This is a genomic window from Pseudomonas farsensis, from assembly GCF_014268805.2.
GTDB lineage: Bacteria > Pseudomonadota > Gammaproteobacteria > Pseudomonadales > Pseudomonadaceae > Aquipseudomonas > Aquipseudomonas farsensis.
In genome coordinates this window covers 1,118,904-1,136,824 of record NZ_JABWRF020000001.1, presented here as the reverse complement: position 1 = coordinate 1,136,824, position 17,921 = coordinate 1,118,904, and the positions used below count along the sequence as shown (strand labels likewise).

14 protein-coding genes and 1 other RNA gene are annotated in these 17,921 nt (G+C 64.7%); 4 read left to right on the top strand and 11 right to left on the bottom strand.

The window, feature by feature from the left end:
• Window positions 1-39: 39 nt before the first annotated feature.
• Together HU719_RS04995 and HU719_RS04990 are read right to left on the bottom strand one after the other, a co-directional pair.
• Window positions 40-525 (bottom strand): histidine kinase, encoded by a 486-nt coding sequence (locus tag HU719_RS04995; RefSeq protein ID WP_186534768.1) that lies wholly within the window; start codon window positions 523-525, stop codon window positions 40-42.
• Between the two features lie 170 nt (window positions 526-695).
• Window positions 696-1,172: a sigma-70 family RNA polymerase sigma factor gene (locus HU719_RS04990; protein ID WP_186534767.1), complete on the bottom strand. Its 477-nt coding sequence runs from the start codon at window positions 1,170-1,172 to the stop codon at window positions 696-698.
• Between the two features lie 217 nt (window positions 1,173-1,389).
• Between HU719_RS04990 and HU719_RS04985 the strand changes: the two genes are divergently transcribed.
• The 3 genes from HU719_RS04985 to HU719_RS04975 are packed head-to-tail and all read left to right on the top strand — an operon-like array spanning window position 1,390 to window position 5,941.
• The gene (locus HU719_RS04985; protein WP_186534766.1) at window positions 1,390-2,568 is read left to right on the top strand and encodes an efflux RND transporter periplasmic adaptor subunit; all 1,179 of its coding nucleotides are present in this window, start codon (window positions 1,390-1,392) and stop codon (window positions 2,566-2,568) included.
• 1 nt (window position 2,569) lies between these two features.
• On the top strand, window positions 2,570-4,534 hold the full coding sequence (locus HU719_RS04980; RefSeq protein WP_186520253.1) for a MacB family efflux pump subunit: 1,965 nt from the start codon (window positions 2,570-2,572) through the stop codon (window positions 4,532-4,534).
• Between the two features lie 3 nt (window positions 4,535-4,537).
• Entirely contained in the window at window positions 4,538-5,941 is a 1,404-nt protein-coding gene (locus tag HU719_RS04975; RefSeq protein WP_186520254.1) for an efflux transporter outer membrane subunit, read from the top strand.
• Between the two features lie 477 nt (window positions 5,942-6,418).
• On the opposite strand, the gene pvdP is transcribed toward HU719_RS04975, so the two are convergent.
• Window positions 6,419-8,041 carry a pyoverdine maturation tyrosinase PvdP gene (gene pvdP / locus HU719_RS04970; protein ID WP_186520255.1) on the bottom strand — a complete coding sequence of 541 codons (1,623 nt, stop codon included), beginning with the start codon at window positions 8,039-8,041 and terminating at the stop codon, window positions 6,419-6,421.
• Window positions 8,042-8,189: 148 nt separating this feature from the next.
• On the opposite strand from pvdP, the gene HU719_RS04965 reads away from it, so the two are divergent.
• On the top strand, window positions 8,190-9,122 hold the full coding sequence (locus HU719_RS04965) for a siderophore-interacting protein (RefSeq protein ID WP_186536114.1): 933 nt from the start codon (window positions 8,190-8,192) through the stop codon (window positions 9,120-9,122).
• Between the two features lie 27 nt (window positions 9,123-9,149).
• On the opposite strand, the gene HU719_RS04960 is transcribed toward HU719_RS04965, so the two are convergent.
• From HU719_RS04960 to ffs, 8 genes are all read right to left on the bottom strand, one after another.
• A complete protein-coding gene (locus HU719_RS04960) occupies window positions 9,150-10,544 on the bottom strand; it encodes an aspartate aminotransferase family protein (protein ID WP_186536115.1) in 1,395 nt (464 codons plus the stop codon).
• 487 nt (window positions 10,545-11,031) lie between these two features.
• Window positions 11,032-12,363 carry an ATP-binding protein gene (locus HU719_RS04955; RefSeq protein WP_186522082.1) on the bottom strand — a complete coding sequence of 444 codons (1,332 nt, stop codon included), beginning with the start codon at window positions 12,361-12,363 and terminating at the stop codon, window positions 11,032-11,034.
• A complete protein-coding gene (locus HU719_RS04950) occupies window positions 12,360-13,043 on the bottom strand; it encodes a response regulator (RefSeq protein ID WP_186522081.1) in 684 nt (227 codons plus the stop codon). The genes HU719_RS04955 and HU719_RS04950 overlap by 4 nt, the downstream gene beginning before the upstream one ends.
• 89 nt (window positions 13,044-13,132) lie before the next feature.
• The gene (locus tag HU719_RS04945) at window positions 13,133-15,076 is read right to left on the bottom strand and encodes a hypothetical protein (RefSeq protein ID WP_186536116.1); all 1,944 of its coding nucleotides are present in this window, start codon (window positions 15,074-15,076) and stop codon (window positions 13,133-13,135) included.
• Window positions 15,077-15,097: 21 nt separating this feature from the next.
• The gene (locus HU719_RS04940; RefSeq protein ID WP_186536117.1) at window positions 15,098-15,490 is read right to left on the bottom strand and encodes a hypothetical protein; all 393 of its coding nucleotides are present in this window, start codon (window positions 15,488-15,490) and stop codon (window positions 15,098-15,100) included.
• Between the two features lie 284 nt (window positions 15,491-15,774).
• Window positions 15,775-16,389: a hypothetical protein gene (locus HU719_RS04935; protein ID WP_186536118.1), complete on the bottom strand. Its 615-nt coding sequence runs from the start codon at window positions 16,387-16,389 to the stop codon at window positions 15,775-15,777.
• A 1-nt stretch (window position 16,390) separates the two neighbouring features.
• Window positions 16,391-17,437: an N-acetylmuramidase family protein gene (locus HU719_RS04930; protein ID WP_186522074.1), complete on the bottom strand. Its 1,047-nt coding sequence runs from the start codon at window positions 17,435-17,437 to the stop codon at window positions 16,391-16,393.
• Window positions 17,438-17,678: 241 nt separating this feature from the next.
• An RNA gene (gene ffs / locus HU719_RS04925) (signal recognition particle sRNA small type) lies at window positions 17,679-17,775 on the bottom strand.
• Window positions 17,776-17,921: the final 146 nt, after the last annotated feature.

The following is a 17,921-nucleotide window of genomic DNA, read 5'->3' as shown; positions in this document are numbered from 1 at the left end:
AGCTCGACAAGGGGCCAAGAGGATAGCAAAAGCTGCGCCTCATGAACTGCGGCTGAACACCGTGTGGCCGAAGTTGCGCGGGCGCATAGCCGGCCCTCCCCGGCCCACGAGCGAGTCTGGCAGCGCCAACTGCCCCACCACTACCGGCAGGTCGATGATTGCCATGAAGGACTCGAGCGCTTCGTTGTCCGGTGCGCGCGGCAGGCTGACGCTCACCGCCTGGCGCTCGCCCGGCGGCACAACCGGAACCCTCAGTTGACGCGAGTGGTACAGCAAGGCGTGCTGAATCTGCGTGCTGACCTGGCAGAACCGCGCCAGGTCGACCCCGGCGTGGCTTGCCAGCTCGATATTGCCCAGCAACAGGTTGAACGGTTGCAAGGCGCTGTGCACCAGACGCTGCAACTCATCGAAGCTCTCTACCGGAGCAATTCGGAAGTACCCCAGGCCGTTGAGCAGCCGTTCCAGCTGCAGCCTTTGTTCGGGGTGCTCATCAGCGATAAGGATGCGCAGGGATTTGTTCGGCATCGTCCTGACCTTGGCAGCAAGCGGAAATTGACTCCATGACCATTACTGCGCCGGTACAGGCAAGCCGCAGGCAGGCAGCCCGGGCGGTCTTGTTTGATAGTTGTCGGTAAATGCCGGGAAATCAAGTTGCCATCAGTGGAAATTTTCACCGGCCGCGCAACACCCTGCAATCAGCCTTCCCACTGGCGCATGCGCTGGCGGCAATGCTTCATGGCATTGACGATGTGTTTCTCCACCAGGCTGCGCGATATGCCAAGGCGTTCGGCGATCTGCGGGTGCGACAAGCCATCAAGTTTGCGTAGCACAAAGCAGTCGCGGCAAGTCGCAGGCAGTTCGTTCAATGCCTGCTGGATCAAGGCCAGACGCTGATCATGCTGCACTGCCTGCGACAGCGCCGGTGTCTGCCAACGCTCGTCGTTCTCGATCGCCTCCAGAGGTTCAGCCTGACGCACCAGATGGCGCCGATGGCGGTCGACCACCAGATTGAGTGCAGTGCGGTAGAGAAACGCGCGCGGGTGCTCGATCTGCTCGCCAGCAGTGCGTTCGAGCACGCGCAAGTAAGCGTCATGGGCGACGTCTTCGGCGGCCTGGCGGTTGCCTAGGCGAGCGCAGAGAAAACTCACCAATTCGCGATAGTAATGTTCCACGACGGCACCTGGCGCCTACCTGCGCAAGCACTGCCCAAGGTCGGCAGCGTATCTGAATGATATCAACGTGCGATCTTACAAATTATAATGATTCTCAGCAACCTTAAGCCTTACCATCCAACCTGCTAAATCGTAACGCCGCCCTTTCGTTTATCTGGAGCCCCCGAGCGCATCGCCACTGGCTGCGCTCGGCCACTATTCCCGGCTGGAAGCCCGCATGACTCGCACATCCAACCCCCGTCGCCGCCTGCTGTTCGCCGCCCTGGGCGTGCTTGGCCTGGGCAGCCTGCTCGCCTGGAAAGCCCTGCCCCTTGGAGGGGCGCCGGTGAGCACAGTGCCGGTGACGCGCCACGACATCGAAAGCAGCGTTACCGCACTGGGCACGCTGCAACCGCGCCGCTATGTGGACGTCGGCGCACAGGCCTCGGGGCAGATCCGCAAACTGCACGTCGAGGCGGGCGATCAGGTACGCGAAGGCCAGTTGCTTGTGGAAATCGACCCCTCGACGCAACAGGCCAACCTCGACGCCGGGCGCTACTCCATCGAAAACCTCAAGGCCCAGCTTGCCGAGCAGCGCGCGCAGTACCAACTGGCCAGTCAGCAACACCAGCGCCAGCGCGACCTGGCAGCCTCCGGCGCGACCCGCCAGGAAGACCTGCAGGCCGCCCAGGCGCAGTTGAAAGTGACCAAGGCCCGCATCGACATGTACCAGGCGCAGATTCTCCAGGCCCAGGCCAGCCTGCGCAGCGCCGAGGCCGAGCTTGGCTACACACGCATTTATGCCCCCATGAGCGGCACCGTGGTCGCAGTCGATGCCCGCGAAGGCCAGACCCTCAACGCCCAGCAACAGACGCCGTTGATCCTGCGCATCGCCAAACTGTCGCCGATGACCGTCTGGGCACAGGTTTCAGAAGCCGACATCGGCAAGGTCAAGCCTGGCATGAACGCCTACTTCACCACCCTCGCGGGCGGCAAACGGCGCTGGGCCAGCAGTGTGCGGCAGATCCTGCCGATTCCGCCGCAACCCTTGGAACAATCCAGCCAGGGCGGCGGCAGCCCGGCCAGCGCGACGGCCGGTGCCACCGGCAGCAAGGTGGTGCAGTACACCGTGTTGCTGGACGTCGAAAACCCTGATGGCGCACTGATGGCGGAGATGACCACCCAGGTGTTCTTCGTTGCAGGCCAGGCCAGCCAGGTGCTCAGCGTGCCGCTAGCGGCGCTGGACGACACCGCCGAAGACGGCCTGCGCTTGGCCCAGGTGCTGGGCAGCGACGGCAAGATCGAACCGCGCCAGGTGCGCACGGGCCTGAGCGACCGCCTGCGCGTGCAGATTCTCGACGGCCTGCGTGAAGGCGAGCGGCTGGTCATCGGCACCCCCGCGGCCAGCGGGAGCTGAAATGAGCACTCCACTGATTGAGCTATGCGACATCCGCAAGGTCTACGGCGGGGTCGACTCCCCCACTGTTGAAGTGCTGCGCGGCATCAGCCTGAGCATCCAGCCCGGCGAGTTCGTGGCCATCGTCGGCGCCTCGGGCTCGGGCAAGTCGACCCTGATGAACATCCTCGGCTGCCTCGACCGCCCAAGTTCTGGCAGCTACCGCTTCGCCGGCCGTGACGTGGCCGAGCTTGGCAGCGACGAACTGGCCTGGCTGCGCCGCGAGGCGTTTGGCTTCGTGTTCCAGGGCTACCATCTGATCCCCTCGGGTTCAGCCCAGGAAAACGTCGAAATGCCGGCGATCTATGCCGGCATCCCACCCGCCGAACGCCACGCCCGCGCCCGCGCCCTGCTTGAACGCCTGGGCCTGGCCAGCCGCACCGGCAACCGCCCGCACCAGCTTTCCGGTGGCCAGCAGCAACGGGTGTCGATCGCCCGTGCATTGATGAACGGCGGCCACATCATCCTTGCCGACGAACCTACCGGCGCTTTGGACAGCCACAGCGGCACCGAGGTCATGGCGCTGCTCGACGAACTGGCCAGCCAAGGGCACGTGATCATCCTGATCACCCACGACCGCGAAGTCGCGGCCCGGGCGCAGCGCATCATCGAAATCCGCGATGGCCAGATCGTCAGCGACTCGGCTGGCGAACAGGCGCGAACCGCGCCCGGCGAACAACTGCAAGCCGACGACCTGCGCCAGCGCCTGGACAGCGGAGCCACACTCAAGGGCGCCTGGAAAGGCGAAGTGCTCGAAGCCCTGCAGGCGGCCTGGCGAGTGATGTGGATCAATCGCTTTCGCACTGCCCTGACCCTGCTCGGCATCGTCATCGGCGTTGCTTCGGTGGTGGTCATGCTGGCCGTGGGCGAAGGCAGCAAGCGCCAGGTGATGGCGCAGATGGCCGCGTTCGGCTCCAACATCCTCTACCTCAACGGCAAGCACGCCACCGACCGGGAACCGGCCGGAGTGGTCAGCCTCGACGATGTCGCCGCCATCGCCGAGCTGCCGCAAGTGTTGCACGCGATGCCTGTCATCGGCGACAAGCTGATGGTGCGCCAAGGCAACAACAGCCAGGAATTCTATGTCGGCGGCAACAACACCTGGTTCCCGCAGATCTTCAACTGGCCGGTGGTCGAAGGCAGCTTCTACACCGAAGCCGACGAAGCCAGCGGCGCGGCAGTGGCGGTCATCGGGCAGAAGGTGCGCAGCAAGATGTTCGGCGAGAACAGCAACCCGCTGGGGCAGTACCTGCTGATCGGCAACGTGCCGTTCCAGGTGATCGGCATCCTCGCCAGCAAAGGCGCAAGCTCTGGCAGCGAAGACAGCGACGAGCGCATCGCGGTGCCCTACTCCGCCGCGGCCATCCGCCTGTTCGGCAGCCGCGACCCTGAATACATCGCCGTCGCCGCCCAGGACTCCAGCCGCGTGGGCGAGACCGAACAGGCAATCGACCGCCTGCTGCGCCAGCGCCATCAAGGCCGCCACGACTTCGAACTGACCAACGACGCCGCCCTGATCCAGGCCGAGGCGCGCACGCAGAACAGCCTGTCGCTGATGCTGGGTGCGATTGCGGCGATATCGCTGCTGGTGGGCGGTATCGGGGTGATGAACATCATGCTGATGACCGTGCGCGAGCGCACCCGGGAGATCGGTATCCGCATGGCCACCGGCGCCCGCCAGCGCGACATCCTGCGCCAGTTCCTCACCGAGGCGGTGATGCTGTCGATGGTCGGCGGGGTCACCGGCATCGTGCTGGCCTTGGGTATCGGCGGCGCCTTGCTGCTGGCCGGTATCGCCGTGGCCTTTGCCCTGCCCGCCATCGCAGGCGCCTTCGCCTGCGCGGTGATTACCGGCGTGCTGTTCGGCTTCATGCCGGCGCGCAAAGCCGCCCGACTCGACCCGGTCAAAGCCCTTACCAGCGAATAATCCATGCCAATCCCAAGCCGTATCAGCCTGTTGACCTTGAGCCTGTGCCTGGCCGCGTGCAGCACCCCTGCGCCACCCGCCAGCGACATTACCCCGCCGCAGGCCTGGCAAGGCCCGGCACAGCCCACCCAGGCGCTGCCAGATACACAGTGGTGGCAGGCCTTCGCCAGCCCCGAACTTGACCGCCTGATCGAGCGTGCCCGGCTTAACAGCCACGACCTCGCAGCCGCTACGGCGCGGGTGCGCCAGGCCCAGGCCAACGCGGTGATCGCCGGCGCGCCGCTGCTGCCTGAACTGCAACTGGGCCTGGATGGCAGCCGCCAGCGCCTGCTACGTGGCGAGGGTAACGACCAGCTCGATGCAAGCAGCAGCGAGCGCACCAGCACCTCGTTCGATATGCAACTGGCTGCCAGCTACGAAATCGACTTCTGGGGCGGCCTGCGCGCCACCCGTGCCAGCGCGTTACGCAGCCTTGATGCCAGCCGCTTCGACCGCCAGACCGTGGAGCTGACCCTGCTTGGCGCCGTTGCCGAAAGTTACCTGCAGGGCCTGGCGCTGGACGAACAACTGCGCATCGCCCGGCTTAACCTTGAAAACGCCCAAGACGTGCTGGGCGTGGTCGAGGCGCGCGAGCGCGCAGGCTCTGCAACACGCCTTGAGCTTGCGCAGCAGCGCAGCCTGGTGGCCGCCCAGCAGCGCCAGTTGCCGCTGCTTGCGCAGCGCGTGCAGGACAACCGCGTTACCCTCGCGACCTTGCTCGGTGACCCGGTGCAACAGTTGCCTGCAACCCAGCAGTCGATCAACACCCTGCGCTGGCCCGGCATTGGCAGTGGCGTGCCCAGCGAGCTGCTCGGCCGGCGCCCGGACATCGCCGCAGCCGAGGCGCGGCTGGCGGCAGCCAGTGCCAACGTGCAGGTGGCCCGCGCAGCGATGCTGCCGCGCCTGGTGCTCGGCGCCAACCTGGGCAGCGGTGCGCGCACGCTAGCCAATGTGCTCGACAGCCCCTATTACACCCTGACCGCAGGCCTTACCGCGCCGATCTTCAACAACGGCCGCCTGCGCGCCGAGCGCGAGCTGGCAAGTGCCGAGCAGCAGGAACTGCTGGAGGATTACCGCGCCAGTATCGTCAATGGTTTTGCCGATGTAGAAAAAGCCCTGAACGCGATCAGCGGGGTGGAACGCCAGCGCCAATGGCAAGACGAAGAAGTCGCCCAGGCGCGCATCGCCTTCGACCTGGCCGAGCAACGCTATCGGGCCGGTGCCGAGACGCTGCTAAGCGTCCTGGAAACCCAGCGCACGCTGTACCTGGCCGAGGATGAGCAAGCGCAATTGCGCCTGGCGCGCCTGCAAGGCAGCGTGGCGTTGTACAAGGCGTTGGGCGGCGGGTGGCAGGCTGGGGCAATGTAGCCTGTCGCGGTGGTTGGGCATCCACGGTTCTGCGCAAACCTGTGCCGGCCTCATCGCAGGCTGTCGCCAGCTCCCACAGAGATCGCGGACAGTCGCAGAATTGAGACCTTGCCCAGATCCGGTGGGAGATTCTATGGTTTTTGTACAAGCCTGTTCTCGCCAGACATATCTGCTTGTGGCGAGCGGGCTTGTCCCGCGTTGGGCTGCGCAGCAGCCCTTGTTTTCAGGGCTGCTGCGCAGCCCAACGCGGGACAAGCCCGCTCGCCACAACTATCTATGATTCCCCACAGGATTGGGTCCAACCAGCAATGTTGCGGTTGAGCATGACCTCTATGAGAGCTGGCGACAGCCTGCGATGAGGCCGGATCAAGCTTGCACAAAGCTGAGCCCCAAGACTCGGCATTGGCGGGATTGCCCGGAATACCGACCGCCGTGATGGGCCGCAAAGCGGCCCCAATTCACCCAACCCACCGCCACTCAAGCACTGATATTCTTCATCGACAGATGCCGCGCATACCAGGGCCGCTGCGGGACCTTGCGCACAAGATCGCCGATCTTGTCGTCTTCGCCAAAGGTGATACGCAAGGCCAGCTTCATCACCTCGACATCCATCTCCACCGACTTGCCAGGCCGCGTCCCCGGCTGGGTGCTGCAACCATGGGTATCAGGCCCCAGCCACGGGTCATCGACTTCCACCCAACGCCCCGGTGCAAACCACGGCACACCGTTGGCCTCATGGCGCCGCACTTGGCCTGGGTGATAGCGCTCATGGGCGCGGAACCAGTCGTCGATGCGGTCATCGATCCAGCCATGGAAGCCCCAGAACACCGGGTGCACATGGGATGAAAACGGGTCGCCAAGGAAGTCGTTCTCACGCTCGAACCAGCGCGCGGCAAAGTCCGCAGGGTCTCGCGCAAAGGGCACTGGGGCACCACTGCTGGGGTCACGGGGCACCGAGGCCCAGCACATGTGCAGCCAGTCGTGCAGGTTCATCTCAAGCTCCGACCCCAACTCCCCCAGCGACAGCTTGGCCAGGTAGTGCGGGTCCTGGTACTGCGATTCCCACACCTGGAAATTACTGCAGAACGTCTCGCCGGCCTTGATCGCGCCTACCCACTGCCCATACGCCTCATCGCCCGGCGCCTGCCAGGCAGGCGGCACGCAGCAGCCGTCGTGGTTGTCGTAAAAGCGGGCAAAGCCTGCGCGGTCGACCTCGACGCTGGGCTGTGGCAATGGGAAGCGCTGCCAGGACGGCAGGTCCTGCAGGGTGCGGGCATGCATCAGCATGTGCCGGTGCATGAACAGGAAATCGATGCCCGAGCCATTGCGATGCTTGCGCGGCCCCCGGGCGTCACGCTCACGGTCACGCGGGCCAGGCTGCCAGCCCAGGCCACGCAGCGCGTCCTGCTTGGGTTTGGCCAGTTTGTGCCATTGGTCGCGGGTGGCATGCCAGAGCTGGTGGAACAACCGGTGCTCGGCGCCGATCACCCAGGCTTGCATCAGCGGCGTGTAGGGCAGGCGCTCGCGGGCCTCGGGGAACGGGCGCTTGACCGCGACCATGCGGTTGTCCTGCAGCGCAAGCGTAAGCGGCCGGTCCAGGCGGTACAGGCGCACGCTCAAGCTGCCGCTGCCGGCGTTGGAAAACTCGCCCCAGACCTCATCGAGGCTAGCCACACACTCGTAGCCAGGGCCGCCGTTGCGGCCGACCAGGCGCCAGCGCACCTCGGCAGTGCTGGCCCCCACCAGGTCGCCCAATACCCGATACGCAGGCTGGTCAGCGCCGCGCAGGCTGGCACCGCTATCGACAAAGCCGCGCAAGCCGCGGCCTTTGGTGGCGACGTCGAGGAACATCTCGATGCCCTGCTGCCCCAGCCCTTCAAGGCCTGCATCTGCGCCCTCGAAGCGGATGTCCCACACCCCGCGCAACAAGTCGGCCAGCACCTGGCCGTTGTAGTCGGCAAGGTCCACGCTGGCCTCCCCGGGCGTGACGATATCGTCCTCGGGGTCGTGGGTCAGTTGCTTGTGGGCGTAGTAGGCCGCCGTACCGGTGGCGCCAGCCACTGCCAGGCCTGCGATGAATCCTCGTCGAGAAATTGTCATTGCGCCTCAATCCGTCTCCGCGTGACGCGGCTTCTATCCAAGCTAGGACGTAGGCTGAGGCGGGAAATTTAGCGCCAGGCCGCGCTTGGGTAATTCAGCCGGTGCAGCACTCGTCTGTCAGGTATCCCCCTTCAACAGAGGTAGAACCATGACCTCCCTGCTTTCCCGGCTGATCCGCCCGAGCAAGGCCACCGCCTACCGCGTCTTCGATATTGACGTTAAAACCATCGAACGCCTGAGCACGTCGATGTGTCGCTTCGTTTTCACCGGCAGCGATGTGGCGCACATGAAAACCCTGGCCCCGGACCAGCGCGTCAAACTGTTCTTCCCAACCCCGGCAGGCGCGCCCCCGGCCCTGCCCAAGACCGGCGAATGGCAACACGCGCGCCGCGACCTTGCGCCGCAGCACACCCCGCCGATGCGCACCTACACCATCCGCGCCCTGCGCCGAGAGGCGCTGGAGGTGGAGGTGGACTTCGTGCTGCACGGCATCAACGGCCCTGCCTCGGCATGGGCCACGCGCGCGCAGGTGGGTGATCGCCTGCAGATGGTCGCGCCCAACCTGGCCTACAGCGCCGACCCCGGGGGCTATGAATGGAAACCGCCGCGCAGTGCCCGGCGCATCTTGCTGTTGGGCGACGAAACCGCGCTGCCGGCGATTGCCGGCATTCTTGAGCAACTGGCCGATGACGCCCCTGAGCTTGCGGTCGAGGCGTTTATCGAGGTGCCGTTTGAAAGCGACTGCCTGGCGCTGCGCCACAGCCCGGCGACGCGGCTGCACTGGCTGCCCCGCGACGTGCTGCGGTGCGAGCATGGCCAGGGCATGCACCATGCGGTGCACGAACTGGCCGGCCTTCCAGGCGTGCAGGTGGCAAGGCCAACGGAGCTTGAAGACATCGACATCGACCAGCGCATTGTGTGGGAACTGGCCAGCGATGCGCAGGGCGAGTTTTACGCCTGGGTTGCCGGGGAGTCCGGCACCGTGATGGACATTCGTCGGTATCTGATCAGGGAGCGTGGGCTGGCGCGGGAAAGCCTGACGTTGATGGGCTATTGGCGGGCGGGGCGCACGCTGGATTAGCGGGGGCCGCTCCTACAGGGTGGGGGCTTAGCCGATCGCCGCGCGCAGCGCCTCGGCAAAACGCCCGGCGACGTCGTCGATCTGCTCGGCGCTGATGATCAGCGGCGGCAGGAAGCGCACCACCGCGCCATGGCGCCCACCCAACTCCAGAATCAAGCCACGGCGCAGGCACTCACGCTGCACCTTTGGCGCCAGGGTGCGGCACGCCGGCGGGTGGCCCAGAGTATCGCGCTCGCCCGTCGGGTCCACCAGTTCCACACCCAGCATCAAGCCGCGTCCACGAATATCGCCCAACTGCGGGTAATCCTGCTGCAGACGCAGCAAATGCCCACGCAGCCGTTGACCCATGGCTTCGGCGTGCTCGCACAGACGGTGCTCTACCAGATAATTGATGACCGCCGAGCCCGCCGCCATGGCCATCTGGTTACCCCGGAACGTACCGGCATGGGCACCCGGCGACCATTGGTCCAGCCAATCGCGATAGACCATCACCGCCAGCGGCAGGCTACCGCCAATGGCCTTGGACAGTGTCACCACATCCGGCAGGATGCCGGCGTGCTCGAAGGCGAACATCTTGCCGGTGCGGGCAAAGCCGCTCTGGATTTCATCAACGATCAGTGCAACACCTGCCTGCTCGGTAATACGGCGCAGGCCACGCAGCCACTCGACGTCAGCCGGGATCACGCCGCCCTCACCCTGCACCACCTCTACGATCACTGCCGCAGGCAAGGCCACGCCGGCTTCGGGGTCGTTAAGCAGGTTCTCCAGGTAATGCAGGTTGGCGCGCACACCGACCTCGCCACCCAGGCCGAACGGGCATCGGTAGTCGTAGGGGTACGGCATGAACTGCACGCCGCTGCTCAGCAGCGCGCCCAGCGGTTTTTTCGGGCCCAGGCTGCCCATCAGGCTCAAGGCGCCCTGGGTCATGCCGTGGTAACCGCCCTGGAACGCCAGCACGGTGCTGCGCCCAGTTGCGGTGCGCACCAGTTTCAGCGCCGCTTCCACCGCATCGGTGCCGGTCGGCCCGCAGAACTGGATCTTTGCTTCGCGGCGCAGGGCCTCAGGCAGAATGCCGAACAAGTCCTGAACGAACTGGTCCTTCACCGGCGTGGTCAGGTCGAGGGTATGCAGCGGCAGTTCGTCAGCCAGCACGCGCTGGATGGCCTCGACCACAACCGGGTGGTTGTGCCCCAGGGCCAACGTGCCAGCACCTGCCAGGCAGTCGATGAACTGGCGGCCTTCGACGTCTTCCACGTAGATGCCACGGGCGCGTTTGAGGGCCAGCGGGATGCGCCGTGGGTAGCTGCGCGCGTTGGACTCTTGTTGCTGCTGGCGCAGCAGCAAGGGCGAGTTGGCAAACTCGTAAAGGGCCTGGGGCTCATTGGCCGGCAGGGCCCGGGCAAGGCTGGAAGCGGTCGACATCGTACGTACCCTCGCAAGCAAGCGAATGTACCCGTCACGCCTCCTGTAACTGGATGTGTGTCGGGTTGTTAGTGCTTGGAAAACGCTTGGGCGAGCTGCGGATTTAGCGCATGGGGAGGATTTGTTTGGTGTGAACCCGGTGCAAGCCCGCTGAGGCCTCATCGCAGGCTGTCGCCAGCTCCCACAGAGGCCATGTTCAACCGCAACCTTGCTGGTTGGACCCAACCCTGTGGGAAATGGTAGACAGTTGTGGCGAGCGGGCTTGTCCCGCGTTGGGCTGCGCAGCAGCCCTGAAAACCCAAGGGCCTGCTGCGCAGCCCAACGCGGGGCAAGCCCGCTCGCCACAAGGAGATATATCTGGCGGGAACAGGCTTGTACCAAACCATAGAATCTCCCACAAAGACCACGCATCGCCGCAATATCCGAGTCTGGCCCGGATCCCTGTGGGAGCTGGCGACAGCCTGCGATGTGGCCGGAACAGGCCTGCTCAGAGCCCTGAAGCGGCCACGCGCGCTGGCACCTGCAGGCTCACACGCAAGCCATCGGCCTGGCTGTCGAAACGCAAGCTCCCGGCGCAGCGCTGGACGATGGCCTGGACAATCGCCAGCCCCAGGCCGCAGCCACCGCTCTGGCTATTGCGCCAGAACCGCTCGGTCAGGTGCGCAAGGTCGGCCTGGGGAATGCCGGGCCCATGGTCACGCACGACAAAGTCCACCTGCCCGTCCGCCGCCTGCACATCCAGCTCGACCGCCGCATCGCCGCCATGGCGCAAGGCGTTGTCCAGCAGGTTGCGCAAGGCCGCCACCGCCAGCGGCGCGGGCATGCCGAGGTACACCTTGGCCGCCTCATCCGGCAGGTGCAGCAGAATGCGCCGGTTGTCGCCGCCACCAGCATCCTCGATGGCCTGCAACGCCACCTGCTCGGCACTGCATTGCACGCCGTCATCGAACGACAGGCTGCCTTCGACGCGGGCCAGCATCAGCAGTTGTTCCAGGGTGCGGTGCATACGATCAGTACCCTGCTCGGCATGCTCCAGGGCCTGCTCTCGCACGGCGCCATCGGTCATTCGCGCCACCTGCAGGTGGGTCTTGATCGCGGTCAGCGGGCTGCGCAGTTCGTGCGCCGCATCGTCGGTCAGCCGGCGCTCGCGCTCGATGGTCTGGGCAATCCGCAGAAACAGCTGGTTCTGGGTATCGAGCAACGGCTGCAGCTCGCTGGGCAGGCGCCCCACCTGCAACGGCTCGACACTGTCGGCGCGGCGCTTGCGCAGGGCATCGCGCATGCGGTTCAACGGCGCCAGGCCTTTGCCCAGGCCGATCCACAACAGCCCCAAACTACCGAGCAGCGCCATCAATACCGGCGCAGAGGCTGCCAGCAGAATCGACTGGTTCAGCGCCTCGCGTTCCATATGCCGGTCGGCGGTGGTAATACGTACATCGCCATGGCTGTAGGTGAAGGTGCGCCACGAGGCGCCGTCGATGGTCTGGTCGCGGAAACCGCTGCGCTGATCGTCCATGGCGCCGTCGTGCTTGTGGTTGCTGGCCAGGATTTCACCACGCAACGAGCTGACCTGACAGGCCATGCCGTCCGGCACGCTGAGCTGGTCGGCAGCAAAGTGTGCGTCCTCGCCCTTGGCCGCCAACGGTTGCGGCAATTGGTCGATCAACCCCGCCACCATGCGCGCCGACGCCACTAGCCGCTGGTCGAGGGAGAACATCATCTGCTGGCGCAGGTCGCGCAGCATCCACGCCGCCGCCAACGCCCAGATGACGATGAATGCGCTGCCCAGAATCAGCGAAAGACGTACCCGCAAGCTCATGACGTCGGCCCCTCTGGCGCCTGTGCCGGCCCCAGGCGGTAACCCAGCCCGCGCACCGTCTCGACGATGCCATTGCCGAGCTTGCGCCGCAGGTGGTGGATATGCACGTTCAGGGCGTTGCTTTCGACCTCATCGCTAAAGCCATAGACACAGTCCTTGAGCTGGTCGCTGGACAGCACCCGGCCAGGGTTCTGCAGCAATGCCTGCAACAGCGCCTGTTCGCGGCGCGACAGGTCGACCGGTTGTCCGGCCAGCGTTGCCGCGCAACTGCTGGGGTCGTACACCAGCGCGCCGTGCTCGACAAGGTTGACGGCCCGGCCAGCGGCCCGGCGCAGCAAGGTGTGCAGGCGTGCGGCCAGTTCACGCAGGTCGAAGGGCTTGAGCAGGTAGTCATCGGCGCCGGCTTGCAGGCCGTCGACACGGTCGGTGATCGCATCGCGGGCGGTGAGCACCAGCACCGGCAAGGTTTCGCCCTGCTGGCGCAGGCGGCGCAGCAGCTTCAGGCCGTCTTCATCCGGCAGGCCAAGGTCGAGGATCATCACGTCGAACTGCGCGGTCTGCAGCATCTGCCGGGCCTGCGAGGCGCTGGCCACGCGGTCGACGGTCAGGCCCTGGGCGCCAAGCCCTGCACAAATGCCGCTGGCGATCAGGTCGTCATCCTCGCAGAGCAGAACGTGCATGGGGTGGTCTCCTCGGGTGGGCAAGCCGGCATTGCACAACACAGCCATTAAGGGAGGATTATGCACCGTTGCCGCGCTGCGCAGGCCGATCAGTAGCCGTGCAGTTCGCGGAATTTCTGGCCCTTGTGATAATCGATCCATTCCTGCACATCGTACGGCAGATACAGCTGCCGGCGCGCCCGTGACAGCGCGATGTACACCGCGCAAATGCGCTCATCGAACGCGTAGGCATCGCGAAACGGCTGGGTACTCATCAGTTCGGGCGTGAGCAGCACCTGGTTGAATTCAAGGCCACCGGCGTCTTGCGCCATCATCAGCAGCAGGCTTGCGGGCTGCGCACTGACCCGCGCATCCAGGCCGGTGAGGTCGGCCATCTTGAAGCCGGTTTGCAGCCGCGCCTCGACCCACAGGAACGATTCATCGAAACGCTCGGCATCACGCACCTGCTGCCAGTCGGGCAGGTGGGCAAAGTACGGATGGATATCGGCGCCATCTTGCCCGCCACCATGGAAGGCTGCGCGGAACAGCCCCACAGCGCTGGCCATGAAACGCCGCATGTCGGGCCAGTCGGGGAACGTCAGCAAGCAGTTGCGCCCGGCCAGCTCCATCGCCCAGCGCATGGTGTCCCAGCGCGAGGCGCTGAGCACCACGCAGCCTTCGGGCGGCACAAAACCCTCGGGGTAATGCTCGATGCCCACATCCACGCTGCGCGCGGCCTCGAATGGCACCTTGGACTTACGCGAATGCATGCCGATCAGCGGGTTGATCAGGCGCTCGACCTGCGGCCCCGAGCGTACCGCGAAAGCCATGTCCTTGTGCCGCACCTGGCGCCCGCGCCGCACCACCTCGCCGGTGGCTTTCTGGTATTCGTCGCCCAGGGTGATCAGCACCTGGCGGCCGCGCTCGATGATCTGCAGCAGCGGCGCCGGGACGTCCTGGCTTTCATCGATGATCACATGGCTGTAACGGCCGGGTACGCTGCAACCGCCAAGGCTGGCGCGCTTGATCAGCAGCAGCGCCTCGAAACCGGTCTGCGAGGCCCACGCTGGGTTGCTTTCAAGGTAGCGCCACAGCCGGCTGGCATATTCGAGCAGCGCCTGTGCATCCACCGCGCTCAGGGCCTTGCGAAAGAATGGCAGGTGCTGGCTGGACAAACTGTAGTCGCGGCTCAGGCAGTAGCTTTGCAGCACTTCAAGGCAGATATCCAGCGCGTGCTCGGCGTCGTACTGCAGCACGCCATGGATGCCCAGTTCTTCGGCTACCCGGCGCTTACCGGGCTGCGGCGCCCGGGTATTGGCCGGGCGGGCATTTTTCAGCAAGGCCGCAGCGAACTGGCCGAAGGTCATGCCGACCTTGGCCTGCGGGTCCAGGCCCATGCGTTGGCGCAATGCGCCGAGCTTGGCCGGGGTGCGTGCCAGCGCCAGCACCCGCCCGCGCGGCAAGCAATCCATCAATGCGCCGAGCAGGTAGCTTTTGCCGATACCGGCATAGCCCTGCACATGGATGTCTTCATCCAGGTCGGCGCGGATCACCTTGAGCAGTTTGTCCTGCTCGACGGTGAGCCAGCGTTCCTTGTCAAAACCTGTGGTCACCTGCTGGCTGAAAGGGCTGCCGCCTTGCTGGCGGCGAATGCGGTAATCGAAGTCCCACTTGCCGTCGGGCAGCAGGTAATCGCCCGCCTCCAGCGCTTCGGCATCCAGCAGGCGCAGCTTGGAGCCCTTGATCACCTCAAGGCCAAAGTACAACTTGCGCGCATCGAACAGCCGCCGCGCTTCGGACAACAGCCCCACATCCGGCGAATGCGGCCCATCGATGGCCCAGGCCAGCAGCTTGCCGAGCACCTTCTCTGCACCCCGTGCGTCCACCGGGCCTTGGCTCTGGGCAAGGCTCTGGATCACCAGCAGCGCTGCCAACTGTGCCTGGCTCAGGGTTTCGAGCGGCGGCGCGCCTTCTGCCTGCAGCAACCCTTGGCACAGTTCGGGGGTGATGGGCAGGTACACCGGGCGGGCAAAGTCGAAGTGTTCAGGCTGCATGGGCGCTCGAAATACAGGGGGTTAATGAGCGTTGGCGGGCACATCGCCCACGGTCAGCTCGAAGCGATAGGCGCCGAGCGAGCCGGCCATGCCACCGGGGTGGCTGGCATGGGCCTGGGGTGCGTCCAGCGCCCCGTCGAGTTCGTGCAGGGCCAGTTCCAGCAGTTTGCGCAGGTCGCGCCGGCTGGCGGCCGACACGCTCAACTGCAACTCGAACGCCGCTGCAGCGGGCAGGGCCGCAGGCTGCGGCGTTGCCTGGGCAAGAATCCGTTCGTGTTCTTCTTCCATCTGGTCGAGCACGCGGGACAGGGCCAGCACCTGCTCGGGGTGGTTGGCCATCTGGTCCTTGATTTCCAGGCGGCGCATTTGCCACTCACGGATTTTTTGACGGGTAAGGTCGTCGACGTGTTCCACGATCGCTGTCTCCTGGCCGAACGCACGGAGGTGCATGATAAGGCGCCAGCGGCGATTGTGCTGGAAATAAAACCCCGGGAAGGTGCAGGCAGTGGCGGCGCGTGGTGTACGAATGCGGGTTGAAGGCCATCGCGGGGCAAGCCCGCTCCCACGGTGCCCAGTTCTCTGCGCGACAGCGCAGCCCGGAAGGGCTGGGTGATCTCCCACAAAGCCCGCACCTGGCATCACCATCGCGTCTGGGTGCGGTCGATGTAGGAGCGGACGCTCCTACACAACCAAAAGCGTCAGTGCTTGGGCGGGGTCAGGCGGCTGTACTGGTCCTGGCGAATCCAGCCGGTGAACGAGCGGTCATCAGCGTTGACGTACTCGACCCGCGCCCAGCCATCCTTGTAGGCCAGCACCCCGACCACGTCATTTTTGACGATGTACGGGCGCTTGGTCGCCTTGGCGCCTGCACTCTTCTGCAAGTAAGCCTTGTCGGCAGACACGCTGACCAGGCCAATCCACGGTTTGCTTTCAATCCGCCCAAGCTCAAGGCCGCTGGTGATCTGCGGCGCCATCACACTCATGCAGCCTGGGTGATCACGCCCCTGCGCCACCGTCAGCACTACGCCGTAGTCAGATGCCGCGAGGGTGCCGGCAAACGCCTGCTTGCGCCAGGTAGTGATCGGCGCAGGCTTGCCATCGGTGACCTGGCCTTGCAGATAAAAGGTGCAGCGCCGGCTGACGCCCTCGCCCAGTTCTTCGAGGTAGTAGCCTTCGACCTGGTGGTCCGGCGTGACCGCCAGCATCAGCGCATCGTAGCGCCCCGCCTCTAAATTGGCCGCAAACGACGGGGCCGCGAAGGCCTGCACCAACGCCGCAAACGCAAACCCTGCTGCACGAATGGTTGTTGCCATGTTATCGCTTCCTTTCCAGTGCTTCGTAGGCCTGCTTGATGAGCACGTCGTAGTTGCCGTAGTCATCGCCGTTGTAACTGCTGGCCATCCCGGCATAGTCCTTGTTCTTGGCCGCCGTGATAAAGCCTGGGTTCTTCTTGCAATAGTTGAGGAAGGCTTTCAACTGCTCGCTGGCATTGAGTTTCAGTGCTGCGACGAACTCGAAGACGTTCTTGTAACCGCAATTGGCATAGTTGAAACCCATAACCTGGAACATACCCCAGGACGCCGACTGCAACGCCGCTTGCTGGTCCAGGGCAAAGGCAGTGGCCATAGTTTCCCAGGCTTTGTCCTGGTCCTTGTTGTTGATCTGCCACTGTGGGCCGGCTTTCTTCTTGTACTTGTACGACAGCAACGGATGAGTCACGTCGTACTTGTGCTTGGTATAGCGCTGGAACCAGTGCCCTTCGAAGGCAATCATCGGCAGGCGCGCCGGCCCGAAGCCGGATTTACCGCCCGACTCAACCTGGGCGAAAGCCTTGATCAGGTTGGCCGAAATACCATTGCCCAGCTGGGTGGCGGCGTACTGGTAATCGGCGTCGGTCAGGGTCATGCCGCCGTCACAGGTAGACTGCAGCACCATCTGGCGGTTGCGCCGCTCGGCCTCGATGACCGCCCGCGCCCGCGCCAGGTAGTTGTTGACCGTGGCCTGAACCATGTCCGGGCCTTTGTTGTTGAAGGCGTTGAAGAAGGTCGGCAGGCGCAGCGTCGGGTGCTGCTTGACCGGCACGCGAATGGCCTCTTCGATCAGGCTGTTGAACGTGCGCCCACCGGGGTCGACCACGCCGTCGGGGTGCGCATATTTGAGCTGCCGGAACTGGTATTGGCTGATGCACTTCACCAACTGCGGGTCGCAGCGGCCATCTTCAGGCAAAGGCAGGCCGGGCCGTGGAATGATCAAGTTGAACAGGTACTGAATGCATTGAACATCGGCGGGCAAGTTGCGCGCCTTGCCTGGAGACCCTACCGAAGCCGTGATAAGACTGGGCAAACCTTGCAGGCTTTTCATTGCAGTACATCCTTGTCAGTGAGCGAAGTGATATCACATTAATATCATCTAACTGCCACAGTCATATTCTGAAACATGTGGCGGAGGGCAAACTAGCAAGGCGCTTTTGAGTTGTCCAGAGGCGGATTGGCGAGGTGCGATGGAGCTGGCATTTGCTGTGCTGGGTGCGGTATGGGTGAAGCGAGGGAGGTGGTGCGGGAAGGGTATTGCGGGGATTTTGCTGGGCCTGAAATGGAGGCGGCCCCACCAGCCACACCCCGGCACTCAATGTCCCCGCCTTGGCTGCTCCCTTCCGGGCCTGACCAGGTAAACGGGTAATCAATGCGGGGGGACCGATGGGGCCACCATAACGCAGCTCGTCAGGTAACGAGCCGCGCCATTGTACCGCTCCACAGCGAAGTTACAACCTCTGATCAAGAAAAAAGCATCATTTCTCAATGACTTGTGGTGAGGGATTGAGGTGTCGGGGGTTGTGTGGGGGCTG

Bases quoted from the DNA above. Each gene is read 5' to 3' on its own strand.
- pvdP (WP_186520255.1), bottom strand. From the start codon at position 8,041: ATGACAATTTCTCGACGAGGATTCATCGCAGGCCTGGCAGTGGCTGGC.
- HU719_RS04945 (WP_186536116.1), bottom strand. From the start codon at position 15,076: ATGCAGCCTGAACACTTCGACTTTGCCCGCCCGGTGTACCTGCCCATC.
- HU719_RS04935 (WP_186536118.1), bottom strand. From the start codon at position 16,389: ATGGCAACAACCATTCGTGCAGCAGGGTTTGCGTTTGCGGCGTTGGTG.
- HU719_RS04965 (WP_186536114.1), top strand. From the start codon at position 8,190: ATGACCTCCCTGCTTTCCCGGCTGATCCGCCCGAGCAAGGCCACCGCC.
- HU719_RS04985 (WP_186534766.1), top strand. From the start codon at position 1,390: ATGACTCGCACATCCAACCCCCGTCGCCGCCTGCTGTTCGCCGCCCTG.
- HU719_RS04975 (WP_186520254.1), top strand. From the start codon at position 4,538: ATGCCAATCCCAAGCCGTATCAGCCTGTTGACCTTGAGCCTGTGCCTG.
- HU719_RS04955 (WP_186522082.1), bottom strand. From the start codon at position 12,363: ATGAGCTTGCGGGTACGTCTTTCGCTGATTCTGGGCAGCGCATTCATC.
- HU719_RS04930 (WP_186522074.1), bottom strand. From the start codon at position 17,437: ATGAAAAGCCTGCAAGGTTTGCCCAGTCTTATCACGGCTTCGGTAGGG.
- HU719_RS04960 (WP_186536115.1), bottom strand. From the start codon at position 10,544: ATGTCGACCGCTTCCAGCCTTGCCCGGGCCCTGCCGGCCAATGAGCCC.
- HU719_RS04995 (WP_186534768.1), bottom strand. From the start codon at position 525: ATGCCGAACAAATCCCTGCGCATCCTTATCGCTGATGAGCACCCCGAA.
- HU719_RS04950 (WP_186522081.1), bottom strand. From the start codon at position 13,043: ATGCACGTTCTGCTCTGCGAGGATGACGACCTGATCGCCAGCGGCATT.
- HU719_RS04980 (WP_186520253.1), top strand. From the start codon at position 2,570: ATGAGCACTCCACTGATTGAGCTATGCGACATCCGCAAGGTCTACGGC.